Below are 14705 nucleotides of genomic sequence, written 5' to 3'. Positions count from 1 at the left end.
TGTAGTATGCCAGTCGCACTGGACATCAAAGAAGAGTCGTTACAACTTCATAAGAAGCTGCACGGCAAGATTGAAGTGACTAGCAAAATTGAGGTGACATCCCCAGAGGATCTGAGCCTTGTATATACACCAGGGGTGGCTGAATCATGCCGCCTGATTGCAAATGATGCGAATGCTGCTAACGAGTATACGTCACGCGGCAACATGATTGCCGTTGTGACAGACGGTTCGGCCGTTCTCGGCCTCGGCGACATCGGTCCCTATGCGGCTATGCCGGTCATGGAGGGCAAGTGCATGCTCTTCAAGCAGTTCGGCAATGTCGATGCCTTCCCAATCTGTCTATCCACGCAAAGTGTAGATGAGATCGTGAACATCGTCAAAAATATGGAGCCTACCTTCTCCGGTATTAATCTGGAGGACATATCGGCACCACGCTGCTTCGAAATTGAACGGCGCTTAAAGGAAGAAACGAATATCCCCGTCTTCCATGACGATCAGCATGGCACTGCTATCGTGCTGCTCTCTGCGTTAATCAATGCACTGAAAGTGGTAGATAAGCAGATGGAGGACGTACGCGTTGTCATCAATGGCGCCGGCTCTGCAGGCATTGCCATAGCGAAGCTGCTGTTGAAGGCAGGCATTCAGCATGTTGCCCTAGTGGATCTGAAGGGCGTAGTATGCGAAGGCGAGGAATGGATGAATCCTGCGCAGGCAGACATGGCGAAGGTAACGAATCGCGGACATCTACGCGGTACGCTGACTGATGTTGTACGCGGAGCAGATGTATTCATCGGGGTATCCGCACCGAAGGTGCTGACGCAGGAGCATGTGCGCTCCATGAATGTGAAGCCGATCGTATTTGCAATGGCGAATCCAACGCCGGAGATCTTCCCGGACGAAGCGCTTGCTGCTGGAGCGGCAGTAGTATGTACAGGTCGTTCGGACTTCCCGAACCAAGTGAACAACCTGCTCGCTTTCCCTGGCATCTTCCGCGGCGCACTCGATGTTCGTGCTATAGATATTACGGATGATATGAAGCTGGCGGCAGCCCGCGGTATTGCGGCTATCGTTACCGATGCAGAGCTCAGCCCGACGTATATTATCCCGAACCCGCTCGATAAGCGTGTCGTGCCTAGCGTTGCATCTGCGATTGCTCAGGTTGCGATCGAAACAGGAGTCGCACAGGTGAAGAAGATGCCTGTATATCGCGTCTAAGTCACCTTGTTGTAATGAGTCGCTTGCTAGGTATGAGTAGGAACAAAACTCATCTCTATAATAATAGAAGGCCGCTGCACCGATCACGAGATCGGAATAGCGGCCTTCTTTAGATGTAAATGATTATGCTAGGCAAGCTGTGCCTTCACTTCTTCTGGCGTACGCTCCCACCACTCAGCATTGTGCGTCATAAGCAGCTCACGCAGCGCTGCCTTGTCTTCTGTATTCAGCTCTTCGACGAGCACGCGGCGCTTCATTGCATAGTCCATCCGATTGACGTGGTCTGCGAGCATCTTCCAGCCGCGCTTTGCCTCCGTGTCGATCAGCATTTCACAAGCAGCCAAGCCGCCGTAGAACGCACCTTCCGCAGAACGATCGACTGCCACCCATACGATCCAGCATTGGCGGCCATTCGGAACATCCTCTTTATTCGTAGAGAACTTAATTCCACGCTCCACCTTACTCTTCGCATGCATCGCGCCTAGATCGATGTACGCCGTTCCTTCATCGATGATGACGGGCGACACGTTGTTCAGATCGATACTACCCGAACCAAATCCTTTATGCTTACCACTGCTCATTACGTTCAATGCCAGCGGCTTCTTTACTTTCTTATCTGAAGATTCCATTTCGTCATGCGCTCCTTCCTTACCACGTACTCAAAATCATTTTCATTTTAGCTAATAATCTGCAAAAAGCCAACATATACATGCTGTAGATGCTTGTCAACGGGAGGTAAAAACGTATGATCCGAAGCAATGTATATCGCCGGCTTCTATTCACTGCCTTGTTCCTAGCCGCCTGCAGCTTCCTCCTCGTTCGGTTCTGGCCGTCTGGATCCGTTCCGTCCCTTGGACCCGAGGTGAACAAGCAGGCGGTTCAGGAACCCATTACGCAGCAAGCCGTGGAGACCCCCAATGCGGAGGTACTGAGTGAGCGTATTGCCGAATACCATATTGAAGTTAAACTGGATGAGTCTACACATACCCTTATCGGCAAGCAAACCGTAACTTGGACCAATCCTGGGAGATCGACTGTCAATGAACTGTTCTTCCACATGTATCCGAACGCTTTCCGTTCGCCCGATACCACCTTCATGAAGGAGTCTGGCGGAAAATTGCGGGAAGACAAGTTCCCTGCGGATGGATATGGCAGCATGACGCTAAAATCGTTATCCACGGTTGACGGTATGTCCCTGATGAACCGGGTACAGTACATTCAGCCAGATGACGGAAACGCGAAGGATGAGACGCTTCTGAAGCTGCGTCTTACCAAGCCAGTACGAAGTCAAGAGAAAGTCACACTTCGCATGGATTTTGAAGTAAAACTGCCGAAAATATTTGCACGTATGGGATACGCCGATAATTTCGTGATGGCTGGCCAATGGTTCCCTAAGATTGCTGCCTATGAAAAGGCAGGGGTACGCGGCCGGGCATCAGAAGGCTGGGATCTGCACCAATATCACGGTAATTCCGAATTTTACTCCAATTACGGCATTTACAGTGTACGCATTCAAGTACCCGACAATTACATCGTAGGCGCTACAGGCTTTCCAACGAAAACCCCTACGATAGCAGACAGAAAGAAATTTTATCAATTCTATGCGGATGATGTTCATGATTTCGCGTGGGCCGCATCTCCAAACTTTGTCTATTTTGAAGAGCCGTTCTCTTCTAGCCAAGTACCAGGGGTTCGTATCAAGTTATATTTAGACCCGAAGCATAAAGATTTGAAGGAGCGTTATTTCTACGCTGCGAAGACGGCTCTGTCCAAGTTCAGCGAATGGTACGGCAAATACCCGTACTCTACCTTGTCCATTATCGTGCCTCCTAAATTGGGCAACGGAGCTGGAGGAATGGAATACCCGACCTTGATTACAGCATTCGGTGCAGAAGATGAGAGTCCAGGTTACGATTTAGAACGTACCGTCGTTCATGAGATTGGACATCAATACTTTTATGGACTTCTCGCCTCAAACGAATTCGAGGAAGCATGGCTCGATGAAGGGTTCACTTCCTATGCAGAAGACAAGCTGATGGAGCAAGAATTCGGAGTACTTCCAAATAACGCAATACAAGCCAGCTACATCACAGATCCAGCTCCACTGAAGCTGAATGCATGGCACTACAAAAATCAAAATCATTATGCGGAAAATGTGTACATGCGTGCCAAGCTGGTGCTGCTTGCAATCGAGAAGCAGGTCGGGGAAAGAATGATGAGCCGCATTATGAGAACTTATACGCAGAAGTACCGTTTCAAGTACCCAACTACATCAGACTTTCAGCGAGTTGTTGAGCAGGTAACTAACCGCAAGTGGAATGATTTCTTCCAACAATATGTGTACAACGGCATGATGGCAGACTTCGCCGTGGAGAACATTGATTCACGTACGATTGAATCGGATGGGTCTACCCAATATGAAGCGACTGTCCATATCCGCAAGCTCGGTGCCAATTATCCATCCATTCCGATCGTATTCGGATTCTCGGATGGCACGACGACTCGCAAGGGATGGAATGGAGAGGGAGACCGCATCCAATATACCGTCACCCATAAAGCGCCGCTCAGCTGGGTCATGGTTGATCCTCTATATTCGATTGTCGTTGAGAACAAGCACATCAATAATTATATGCGTGCTCATGTCGATGAACCTGTCCGTACACGAGTTAATTTATCCGTCATCAAGGTAATCGAAGCTGTTACGAACATTTTGGGGTGGTGATAGTGTGAAGGCTTATGTGCGTTCAGGCTGGAATTGGTGCAAAGAGCACATCTATATATGGGTCATTCTATTCTTGTACCAACTGTTATGGGGGTTCTTCCTCTATCGCTTCGTCGATGGAGTGGTAACACCTATCCTGCGCCGTTACCCAGATCCAGCACCTACCGAGATGAGCAGGCAGCTCTTTCTGACCGAAAGCCAGTTCTATCTAATGAAGACGAATGACTATTTCCCTTACTTATGGGCTATCCTCGGATTCGTTGCCGTCCATATGCTGCTTACCCCCTTCATTCACGCGGGTGTATTCCATGCGATGTCACGGCCCAAGCAGCAGGGGCTTGCCTTCTTCCAAGGGATCAAGCTCGCTTGGAAGCCAATGCTTGTCCTCTATCTACTCGAGACACTGCTCATTATCGCACCAGCTATATGGTTCGTTCCTTATGCGGCGCATGCCCTGTCCACATCGGCTTCTCTATCTTCCTTACTCGTGGCAGTGGCACCGTTCGTAATCGCTTGGTTCATTGGCGGCTGGCTTGTTCATCAATTGTTCTTATTCCTTAACTTCGGCGCTGCCTCAGAAACACCGTTAATTCGATCTGTGACAGCCGGAACTCGTCGCTTGCTTCCCATTCTAGGATTGTCACTTCTCTTTATTGGTATCACGATTGGCGTAGGCATATTGTCCACAACGGCGGCGGCCGTGTTCACCGGAATTACCGCACTCATTATTCAACAGGCATTGCCTGCCATTATGACTATACTTAAAATGTGGGGATTGTCTGCACGCCACGCTGTCTGGCAGGAAGCAGAGCAACAGATGAAATAATGAGGGTTCTGATTGAACGCAATTTAGTTACAGAGTTACAAAGTTACAAAGTTACAAAGTTACAAAGGGTTACGATGATATTGAAGCAGCGTAACCTAACAAAATGAATTAAAAAACTTGTCTATCAGCGAAAAAAACGCTGATATGACAAGTTTTTTTCGTGTCAAGGACAAAAAATATTTGTCAAAGGAATTTCCGTCTGTTACAATAAATCTAGATTTATTACAACTTTGTCATGAAAGCGGCACTAACTCTTGCAAAATTGTTACTATCGCACGCAGCAATACATAATCCTAAAACCAGAATGCCGAGTTTCCGGGCGGACCGGAAAGCGGGGGAACCAGTTTTTACGGGTGAATTGATCTTGTAACACAGGGATCATAGGGGTCCTTCAACCGAACCCTCCAGCTAACCTCGCAGGCACGGAAGGAGCTTTCCCTTTGAAGAAGAAGCTAGTTACAGCGGTGCTCGGACTGAGCGTTCTGTTTACTTCGTTCAGTGCAGGCAGCACATTCGCAGCATCCAAAATGGACAACACGATTGAAGGTTTGCTTGGCATTTCGTACAAGTATGGTGGTACAACAACGAAAGGCTTTGACTGCTCCGGATTTACGAAGTACGTGTTCAACAAGTTCGAAATTGATCTTCCTCGCACATCTTCGTCGCAATTTGACTCTGGTGAGAAAGTTAGCAAAGACGAGCTTCGTCCAGGAGACCTGGTCTTCTTTGACACAAGCGGCGGCAACGGTGTATCGCATGTCGGCATTTACGTAGGCAACAACAAATTCGCACACGCTTCGACAAGCAAAGGTACACGCATCGACAGCCTTAGCATGGACTACTATGAGCAGCGCTATGTTGGTGCTCGTCGCGTAATGAGCGAAAATGACTTTTCTTCTATCGCTACAGACAATCAATAGGTTGGAAGTTTCCTGCACTCTTATAATGATATGAACGACTACATAACCCGATGAGAAGCGCCCCGCGCCTTTTCGTCGGGTTGTTTCATGCTATCCCCTTTATCCCCGCTCAACTTCAGCTTCTTTATCCTATGCATCTCTGCATGTCAACGATTCATGCTTTTATCTATCTTTACGAAATATTTCTTTTTCAGTTTCAACCAATTTCATCGCCATTAAACAACACAAGGACATGCGCTTGTGCGCATGTCCCGATATCTTGTCTGGATATTCACTATTTTCGCATAGACGCTTCTAATTTACTTGACTGACCCATTCGATTCTTGAAATTTCGCCTTAATCTCTTCTGGTGTGAGCCCATCCGCCTCTGCTCGATGCTTTTCTTCCTCGTGCTGAAGCTGAGTCTGACGATCCTCGACATGCTTCCCATTATTGTGATGTTTCTCGTGGAACAGTCGTCCTTTTATGCCTAATTTCTCGCGTAATTCCTGGTGAATTTGCTTATTGCTTTTGCCTTCTGTCGAAATTCCGTGTTTCTTAGCGAGCAATTGAATCTTCTTCTCGCGCAGCTGCTTCATCTCTGCACGAATCTCCTTCATTTGTGCCTGTACTTGTTCTAATTGCTTATCCGTCTCCGTGCTCTGCTGATTCGGCTGTACTACAGCTTGAGATGAAGTGACCACTCGTACAGCAGCTTGCTCTCTGCTCTTATCTGTTGCAGCATCTAGCGCAGTTCTGCTTTGCGCTGCTGCAGGTGAAGCCATCAAGAGAAGCATTAGGCACGTCCACGCTGCTACGGTTGAATTGCGTTTCATAGGTTCCACCTCCTTATGTAAGGGATGGCTATAGTATGTTCGTAATTCCTGAAATGAAACTGAAAATAAGCTAAATATTCACTTAGAGAGAATGAAGCACTTATCCATTTATATTCTGGATGCTAATTGAGCCGACAATTCTCTATCAAGTATCTTCTGCATATATTCCAGCAGCAGTTCTTAATCCAGCCAGCCCTTCTCCCTGGCAGTTCGAATCGCCTCAATGCGCGTACCCGCTCCTACTTTGCTAATCGCATCCGACATATAGTTGCGCACCGTCCCATAGGATAAGAACAATTTGGCGCTAATATCCTGCATGGACAGTCCGTTCTCAGCAAGCAACAGCACTTCCTTCTCCCTCGGGGATAACGGACAAGGGTCTTCCCACGCAGCCAACGTTAATTCGGGACTCATCACCCGCTTGCCTGCATATACCTGGCGAATGGCATCCGACAATTCGTCGCTTGGGCTGTCCTTGAGTAAATAACCGCCTACACTGGATGCCATTGCACGCTGGAGATAGCCTGAGCGAGCAAAGGTCGTCAGCATAATAATCCGACAGTCCAGCCCCTTCTTCTTGACTGCATCCGCGACATCCAGCCCCGTCATAAGCGGCATCTCAATATCCAATACCGCGATATCCGGCTGAAGTTCCTCTATAAGCGACAGCGCTACACTGCCATTCTCGGCCTGTCCAATCACTTCGATATCATCCTCAAGCGACAACAAGGTGGCGAGTGCACTTCGCAGCATCTGTTGGTCCTCTCCTAATATCACTCGAATCATGATGAACCTTTCCCCTTCCCATCGCGGATTACACGCGGAATGACTAACGATAATGCCGTTCCCTTGTGGGCACCAGACTCTATAGCAAGCGTCCCGTCCACAAGCTGAAGCCGCTGTTTCAGTCCGGCCATGCCTGTCCCACTTGATTGCTTAAGCTGGTGCTCATCAATTCCGATGCCATCATCTGCAATCTCCAATCGAACCCTTGCCTCTTCCACCTCAACCCGAACCGAGCAATGCTTCGCCCGGCTGTGCCTGACGACATTCGTTAAGGTCTCCCGGAAGCACATGGCGAGAATCGTCTCCTGCAATGCTGATAACGGCAAACGGTTCACAATGCTTGGGCCTGCTGCTGAAGGGCTAATTCCCTCGCTGCGTTCCTGAAATTCCAGCTCAATTCCTGCGGCAGCGCATAGCTGCCTTCCATGCTCATATTCCTCTGCAAGCTTGACGATCTTCATTTCAGTTACGAGTTGACGCATCTGCTTCAGCGCAGCACGCGAGGTTTCCCGAATTTCCCTCGCTTCAGCAATTGCCCGTTCCGGATTACGTGTAATCAGCTTTTCTGTCACTTCACTCTTAAGCGTGATCAAAGACAATGTATGTCCAAGCGTATCATGCAATTCACGTGCAATGCGCTGGCGCTCTTCCTGCTGGGCCATCCGCTCAAGCTGTGAGGTCGCTGCCTGCAATCGTTCCGCCATCTGCTTGTACTGCCCAGCAGCACGCATGATGAATGGCATGACGAGCACACCGAATAATGGAGGGAGAAGCAGCGTATGAAGGGATGACCATGCGGTTACTGTATCCAAGCGTTGAGACAATCCAATTACGATACCTACCGCCATGACGGCAGCTGTTCCTAAAATAATGGAGGTCTTCTGCCTGCTTATCATCTGGGCGATCATGAACACCATATAAGCATACATAGGGTGATAGAAAAGGATGAATACGAGAATAATTACAGCCTGAACAGCCAACCACAGCAATGCCTGCTTCTCGTGCTGGTACTGCAGCCAAAATGCGATCACTAGAAACAGAAGCAGCGTGAACCCCACCAATACCTTGGTCGGAGTCTCACGCAGCAGGAAAAAAATAGGCACGCATAAGTTGACGAGGGAGATGTAAGGCTCCGCTCCCTCTTTTTCGGGAAATAATCTCTTCTTGACTACGTTCACTTACATCGCTTCCCGTCTGTTAAAGATATAACTCGATATTACCATGAAGATCATGCCACAGCCCAGAAGAATTACCCAATCCAGCAGGGCAGGACTCCCCCCAGCGAGCATACTCCATGCACCATGTGCATAGCGGTAGGATGGCAGCCATTCTCCAATGACTTGCATCCAGCTTGGCAATGTCTTCAGCGGCATCCACAAGCCTCCCATGATGGCAAAGCCCATGAGCAAAATGTTCGCGACCGCAATGGAGGCATCCGCGCTCTTCATCGTTCCTAAAATAGAGCCGATCGCCAGGAATGGAATGCTTCCAAGCCACAGCCACAATCCGCATGTCACCCATTGTACAGCAGTCAACTCAATGTGATAGGCAAAGTAGGCAGCAGGGAAAATGATAAGAATGACGAGCAAATGAACCAACATATGCGATACGATCTTAGCGCCAATCCATACCGACGGAGATAGTGGTGTCAGGCGAAGCAGACGTGTCCATCCGTCACGACGCTCGTAGGCAAGGCGAATACCGAACTGGCTCATTGCCGTTCCGATCAAGCTGAATGCTGTCATAGACATAAGTGAGAAGGCGCCATAGGTGGTCGATTCAATAGACTTAGATGCGCCATTTAAACTAGCGAATAAGAAATAGAAAGCGAGTGGCATGACGAGTGAGAACAGCAAGAAGAATGGACTGCGCATAATTCGTAAACTTTCTGCTTTGATTTGTGCTTGTAACATCGATCAGTTCCCCCTAATATGTGATGATTAAGGCACTCTCTGCCTCTATCTTTTATTTTCAGTCCTCAACTATACGCTTGCTTGAGTACGTGCAGCCTCATGAGATTTTGTTATTGATCGGAACGCATCCTCGAGCTTAGCGGATTGGATATCAATATCGCTGACTCCCCATCCGGATTGCAGGAGCACGGACAACACTTCGTCTGTATTGCGAACGTGAAGACGAACCCGACCCGAAGCACGTTCGACCTTCACAACACCCGGAAGCTGCATCAACGCTTCGTCCTGCTGTTCGACTTGGAGACGGAAGGACACTGTCCGCAATGCCGTCTGTGCCTTGAGCTCCAGTGAGGTTCCGCTGGCCGCCACTGTACCTGCCGCAATGATCGCGATATGATCCGCCACTGCATCTGCTTCCTCCAAGTCATGCGTCGTAAGCACAACCGTCCGTCCATCGTTCGACAGCGCACGAACCGTATCCCAGAAGCGACCACGCGCCTCCACATCCATGCCAACCGTCGGCTCATCAAGCAGGACAAGCTCTGGATTGCCAGCTAAGCTCTGCGCGAAGGCCAATCTCCGACGCTGCCCACCGGATAACGATGTTGCGCGCCGCTTCGCTTCTCCGTGCAGACCTGATAAGTCAAGCAGTCTGGACAGTGGAAGTGGGTTGCGATAGTAGCTGCGGAACAGATTCAATACCTCTGCAACATTCAAGCCATCAGGAGCTTGCACATCCTGCATGAGCGCCCCTACTCTGTGGCGCAGTTCCCGTGTTCCTGCGGGCTGACCAAGCACCTTAATCTCGCCTGATGTCGGCTTTTGCAACCCGAGGATCATGGAAATTGTCGTTGTCTTACCCGCACCGTTCGGGCCGAGCAGCGCGCTGATCTGTCCGCGCTCGAAGCGAAGATCGATATGATTCACGGCGTGGAAGTTGCCGAATTGCTTGACTAGGTTCGTACATTCGATTGCGTATGTCATCTATAATCATCCTTTGTCATTAAATTAGGAATCGTATGTGATTCTGTGATGCGGTCATTGTGTTATGTACAGCTTTCGGCTAATTAGTTCAATCTTTCGAGATAAGCTGAACGATGCTGCGCTGCTCAATCTCGGTTGTCCGTTGCCGTACTGCTTATGTTTGTATTGTACGGCAGGCACGCTTGAGCCAGTTAGTGTACGATGTCACCAACTACATATGACAAATGTCAGAAATGAAATTAGCAGCATTCGGATTATTTCCACCCCATAATTTTTGCTACCCCCGTCACAAAACAGCAAGTCTGTCCGTTGTATAGGCAGAAAAGGAGAGATAGCATGAAAAAGAAGTGGCGGCTTGGAATTGCACTGATCATGATCATGTCTTTGCTAGGTGGTTGCTACGGGGAACAAGAACAAAATGAGAGATTAGAAAGTGGAAAAATCAAGGTCATGTACTATGATGAACAGTCGTTCTACAACGATTACGGGAATCTCTTCAAGATGAAGTACCCAAAAATCGAATTCGATGTTATCAACATGAATAACGCCCTCGCAGATCGCGAACAAAATGGCACTTGGGACTACAATACAGAATTAAAGAAATTAATTGAGGTACATAAACCTGATGTGCTGCTACTAAACGAGAATTTGTTCGAAGATTATGCGCGGCAGGGACGGCTGTACGACGTCGAAGGTATGATTGCGAAAGACAAGTTCGATATCGACTCAATTTCTCCCGGACTTATCGACATGATTAGAGATAAAGGAGACGGCAAGTTATACGGATTAGCTCCGTCTTTTTATGCGGATGTCCTATATTTCAACCGCGATTTGTTCAAGCAGCATCATATTGATATGCCGACGAACAAGATGACCTGGAAGCAATTGTTTGAACTGTCGAGAAGATTCACTAACACGGGCACTGGCGAAAAGAAAATAGTTGGATTATATCAGGACTACGGTGTGGAGCAGATGTTACAGGAGATCGCGTCTTCCTCCGGGTTACGATTACTCGATGCAAAGGCAGACAGGCTGCTTATCAACTCAGACGGTTGGAAAGAAGCAATCAAACTCGTAACAAATGCCGTACGCGGTAAATTTATCTACCTGCAGGCTTCAAATCAAAATAGTGAGGAGAAGGCCGAAGCCTTTTATAGAGGTCAGGCTACGATGACAATTAATGGGCCTTGGCTTGCAAAAGAATTGAAAGCACGAGCTCTCTTCGACAGTGCATCGAAATCGTTCGAATGGGATATCGTCACCATGCCTGTTGACCCTTCCTCCCCAGATGAATCGGCAAATGTACATGTCTCGGAAATTTATGCGGTAGCCGGAGATTCACCAAATAAGCAGGCGGCCTGGGAGTTCGTCAAGTTCGTAAATAGCGCGGACATGGCTTCGGCCGCTTCACGGACGGCAAATGGAAAATTGCCTGCACGCCCTGGTGTGCTCAAAGATATTGAAGGCAAAAGCACGGAACCTTTCTATCTGCTTACTCCCAAAACAACGCCTTCTTTTGAGGAATCTCTAGGCAGTACAGCCGCTTCTAAAGAGTTCAATCAATTATTCCAACCTGTCTTATCAGAGGAACTGCAAGCGATTATTGATGATAAGCAGACCGTCGAGGAAGCGATAGCCGTGTTGGAAGTGAAGGGACAAGAAGCACTGCAAAAAGCAAAAAGCAAAAAAGCCGAAAAATAATGTACTAAAAAAGTGCTCTTATCACCCGAAAGTGAAGTTATACAATAAAAAGGTGTTATTAAGCCGGGCTGTATGAAAGGAGGATCCATACGGCTATGCCATCCAGCTCAGAATATCAAACTGTTGGGACTTTAGAACATGCCATTGCTCAAGTCAAGTGCGGAGATAAAGAAGCGTACACCTTTATCATCCATCGATTTCAGAAACAAATTTATTTATATTGCTACTATTTGTTGGGCAGCAAGGAAGAAGCCGAGGACGCTGTTCAGGACATATTTATTAAAGGCTTTCAACGTATACACCTTTTCGAGCCTCAGGTATCTTTTTCAGCCTGGATATATAAGATCGCCTACAATTATTGCTTGGATATTTTGAACCGTAGAAGCAGGCTCCGAAAAATACTGTTCCTGCTGAAACGAGATCAAATCAATGATCAAGAACTTCCGTATGAAGATCTGGTTTATCAATTGCTGGACAAGCTTTCTGCAGAAGAGCGGCATATTTTGTTGTTAAGGGCCGTGGAAGAATATAGCTTCGATGAAATTAGCGAGATTATGGATTTAAAGCCATCGACAATTCGCAAAAAATATGAACGTTTGCGGAAAAAGCTGCTTCGCTATCAAGCCAATCCATTCACAGAGGAAGGAGGTCTTCATAAGCATGTCATCAAGCCATCGTAACGGTGTAGATAGTGAACAATTAGAGGCATGGATTCGCCAGACGCCGACAAATCCTGATTTTACGGGGCAAATTATGAGCCGATTGGACACTGGGTCTCTATTTGTTGATGCCTCACGTACAACACGTCGTAGTACAGCAGTTCGTTCCATTGTCACATCGATTGCTGCAGCAGCCGCAGCATTCGTCTTATTAATAGGGGGCTCCTTTCTGTCTCCCACGGTAGCCGAGTCAATGAGACATGTGCCGGGCGTGAGCAGTCTTTTTCGTTTTGCGGGAGATTTAGGTCTGCAGGCGGCCGACGAAAAAGGACTTGTCACCTCATCCGGGCAGAGCGTGACCCATCATGGTCTAACACTTTCGATTCCGGCAGCAGCCTATGACGGAGTACGAGTGGCAGTTGGCATTGAACGATCGGGCCTATCGGGGTTGCAGGAAAACAGTAGCCGCAATACCTTGATGGAATCTTTGAGTGATATTCAACTCCTTATTGATGGAAAAAGTATTGCCGACTATGCATACAACCAGCACTCGGTTGGCATCATTACTGTCCCAGGGGAAAATGAAAATTCGGCAATCCTTATGTTCTCTGATATGCGAAATCAAGAAGGAATATCCTTGCCCGACAAGTTCGATTTAACGGTAAAGCTTACCGTGTCAGACATACAGGAGCCCTATCAAATGACGATTCCCGTTTCCATGCAAACAAATGATTCAGTCGTCATGAAGCCAAACATTTCGAAATCTAGCAGTCCATTCACCATCAAGTACAATAAAGTAGAATTGACGCCGATTACGACGAGTCTTGCTGCAAGGCTGGAAATATCGAAAGACGATCCGCTTACGGCCAACGATCTGCCGTTTGGATTCGAAATCTACGATGATAAGGGGCGCACAGTCAAATTGCTAAACGGTTCAGGACTACATGAGGATAACGGGAAAACGATCCTGTTCAATTTGCTTTATCAGCCGTACGACCCTATTCCTACGTCTATTACGATCAAACCTTATATAAGTCTTATCAACGAGCATGATAAATCCCAATTCAAGCTTGGAGCAGACGGCCAACCACTCATCAAATATATCCCCGAGCTCGAAGTTACATTACCCGTTGAAACTTCAAAATAGAAAAGGAGAGAGCCCCACTGCTCTCTCCTTCCATCCTTATTTCATACATTTATTCGGATTTCGAGTTTTCATTCCAATAATGACTATCTGGATAAATACGTTTGCCGAAAATTGCCGACCCAACCCGCACCAGTGTCGAGCCCTCCTCGATTGCCGTCTCGAAGTCTCCGGACATCCCCATCGACATAACTTCCATGCTGACATTCGGCAATGCAAGCTCCTCTGCTTCACGACGGATATTTTGCAGCAGCTTGAAGCATTTGCGCACCTTATCTTGATCGTCAGTGAACAGCCCAATTGTCATGAGCCCCTTAATGCGGAGCGTGTCCAACTTGGCTACCTCTTGAATTAATGCGAGTGCATCCTCTGGGGCAGCACCGAACTTGCTATCCTCATACGACGTATTCACTTGGATAAGGACATCCATTGTGCGACCTTCCTTCTGCAGCCGCTCATGGAGTGCCGTTGCCAGCTTTATGCGATCGACGGATTGAACGCATGTTGCGAATTTAAGAACATCCTTGACCTTGTTTGTTTGCAGATGGCCGATAAAGTGAAAGTCTAGCGATGGATTAGCCGAAGTAAGCGGCTCCCGCTTCTGCAGCCCTTCCTGCACTTTATTTTCCCCAATTAAGTTCTCCCCTGCATCTAATGCCATCTGAATTCGTTCAACCGGAACTGTCTTCGTAACGAGCATCAGCTTCACTTCCTCGGGATTGCGCCCACTGCGCTTGCATGCCTGCTCGATACGCTCACGGATCACTCGTATGTTATGTTCAATATCGTTTAATTGCATCGTTATCACCACATTATTTTAGTATTTATGTCCATTCTAGCATACCTGTTCGGGTAAGGCTGTCACCTTCTGCACAATATAACGCTGAATCCGACACCTCCCTTTCCATTTATTAGTTTCAACTTCTTCTGTTGATTTTATTTCCCTTATATATTAATATCGTAATATAACGATATAGCGATTTATTAAGTGCATGAGTTCATGTACAAAATGAACCATTC

General features: G+C 47.7%; 14 protein-coding genes and 1 riboswitch. Of the genes, 7 read left to right on the top strand and 7 right to left on the bottom strand.

Going from position 1 to position 14705, the window contains the following annotated elements; translation table 11 throughout:
- Positions 1 to 6 precede the first annotated feature (6 nt).
- Entirely contained in the window at positions 7 to 1215 is a 1209-nt protein-coding gene (locus tag PBN151_RS27520; protein WP_021253453.1) for an NAD(P)-dependent malic enzyme, read from the top strand.
- 128 nt (positions 1216 to 1343) lie between these two features.
- On the opposite strand, the gene PBN151_RS27515 is transcribed toward PBN151_RS27520, so the two are convergent.
- Complete coding sequence (locus PBN151_RS27515; protein ID WP_021259752.1) at positions 1344 to 1844, bottom strand: YwhD family protein; 501 nt, start codon at positions 1842 to 1844, stop codon at positions 1344 to 1346.
- 116 nt (positions 1845 to 1960) lie between these two features.
- Between PBN151_RS27515 and PBN151_RS27510 the strand changes: the two genes are divergently transcribed.
- The 3 genes from PBN151_RS27510 (at position 1961) to PBN151_RS27500 (ending at position 5683) form a co-directional block, all read left to right on the top strand.
- Positions 1961 to 3937 carry a M1 family metallopeptidase gene (locus PBN151_RS27510; RefSeq protein WP_072731836.1) on the top strand — a complete coding sequence of 659 codons (1977 nt, stop codon included), beginning with the start codon at positions 1961 to 1963 and terminating at the stop codon, positions 3935 to 3937.
- 4 nt (positions 3938 to 3941) lie between these two features.
- The gene (locus PBN151_RS27505; protein ID WP_021253456.1) at positions 3942 to 4763 is read left to right on the top strand and encodes a hypothetical protein; all 822 of its coding nucleotides are present in this window, start codon (positions 3942 to 3944) and stop codon (positions 4761 to 4763) included.
- A 295-nt stretch (positions 4764 to 5058) separates the two neighbouring features.
- Positions 5059 to 5200: riboswitch (cyclic di-AMP (ydaO/yuaA leader) on the top strand.
- Between the two features lie 3 nt (positions 5201 to 5203).
- Positions 5204 to 5683 (top strand): C40 family peptidase, encoded by a 480-nt coding sequence (locus PBN151_RS27500; RefSeq protein ID WP_072731834.1) that lies wholly within the window; start codon positions 5204 to 5206, stop codon positions 5681 to 5683.
- Between the two features lie 299 nt (positions 5684 to 5982).
- On the opposite strand, the gene PBN151_RS27495 is transcribed toward PBN151_RS27500, so the two are convergent.
- From PBN151_RS27495 to PBN151_RS27475, 5 genes are all read right to left on the bottom strand, one after another.
- Complete coding sequence (locus PBN151_RS27495) at positions 5983 to 6498, bottom strand: serine protease (protein ID WP_072731833.1); 516 nt, start codon at positions 6496 to 6498, stop codon at positions 5983 to 5985.
- Positions 6499 to 6678: 180 nt separating this feature from the next.
- Complete coding sequence (locus PBN151_RS27490) at positions 6679 to 7284, bottom strand: response regulator transcription factor (RefSeq protein ID WP_065292500.1); 606 nt, start codon at positions 7282 to 7284, stop codon at positions 6679 to 6681.
- Positions 7281 to 8462, bottom strand: a complete 1182-nt coding sequence (locus PBN151_RS27485) for a sensor histidine kinase (RefSeq protein WP_072731831.1) — start codon at positions 8460 to 8462, stop codon at positions 7281 to 7283. Before PBN151_RS27485 ends, PBN151_RS27490 begins: the two co-directional genes overlap by 4 nt.
- Complete coding sequence (locus tag PBN151_RS27480) at positions 8463 to 9197, bottom strand: ABC transporter permease (RefSeq protein WP_072731829.1); 735 nt, start codon at positions 9195 to 9197, stop codon at positions 8463 to 8465. It lies immediately after the preceding gene.
- A gap of 69 nt (positions 9198 to 9266) precedes the next feature.
- Positions 9267 to 10181, bottom strand: a complete 915-nt coding sequence (locus PBN151_RS27475; protein WP_072731828.1) for an ABC transporter ATP-binding protein — start codon at positions 10179 to 10181, stop codon at positions 9267 to 9269.
- 336 nt (positions 10182 to 10517) lie between these two features.
- Here PBN151_RS27475 and PBN151_RS27470 point away from each other — a divergent pair, with 336 nt between their 5' ends.
- From PBN151_RS27470 to PBN151_RS27460, 3 genes are all read left to right on the top strand, one after another.
- Positions 10518 to 11882: an ABC transporter substrate-binding protein gene (locus tag PBN151_RS27470; RefSeq protein ID WP_072731826.1), complete on the top strand. Its 1365-nt coding sequence runs from the start codon at positions 10518 to 10520 to the stop codon at positions 11880 to 11882.
- A gap of 95 nt (positions 11883 to 11977) precedes the next feature.
- Complete coding sequence (locus tag PBN151_RS27465; RefSeq protein ID WP_072731824.1) at positions 11978 to 12562, top strand: RNA polymerase sigma factor; 585 nt, start codon at positions 11978 to 11980, stop codon at positions 12560 to 12562.
- Positions 12543 to 13688: a DUF4179 domain-containing protein gene (locus PBN151_RS27460; protein ID WP_072731823.1), complete on the top strand. Its 1146-nt coding sequence runs from the start codon at positions 12543 to 12545 to the stop codon at positions 13686 to 13688. The genes PBN151_RS27465 and PBN151_RS27460 overlap by 20 nt, the downstream gene beginning before the upstream one ends.
- 49 nt (positions 13689 to 13737) lie before the next feature.
- Here the strand turns inward: PBN151_RS27460 and PBN151_RS27455 are convergent, their stop codons facing one another.
- A complete protein-coding gene (locus PBN151_RS27455; RefSeq protein ID WP_072731821.1) occupies positions 13738 to 14484 on the bottom strand; it encodes a YggS family pyridoxal phosphate-dependent enzyme in 747 nt (248 codons plus the stop codon).
- Positions 14485 to 14705 lie beyond the last annotated feature (221 nt).

The organism is Paenibacillus sp. NAIST15-1, from assembly GCF_001894745.1.
In the GTDB taxonomy this organism is placed as follows: Bacteria; Bacillota; Bacilli; order Paenibacillales; family Paenibacillaceae; genus Paenibacillus_B; species Paenibacillus_B suaedae.
This window is presented reverse-complemented; position numbering and strand designations above follow the sequence as displayed.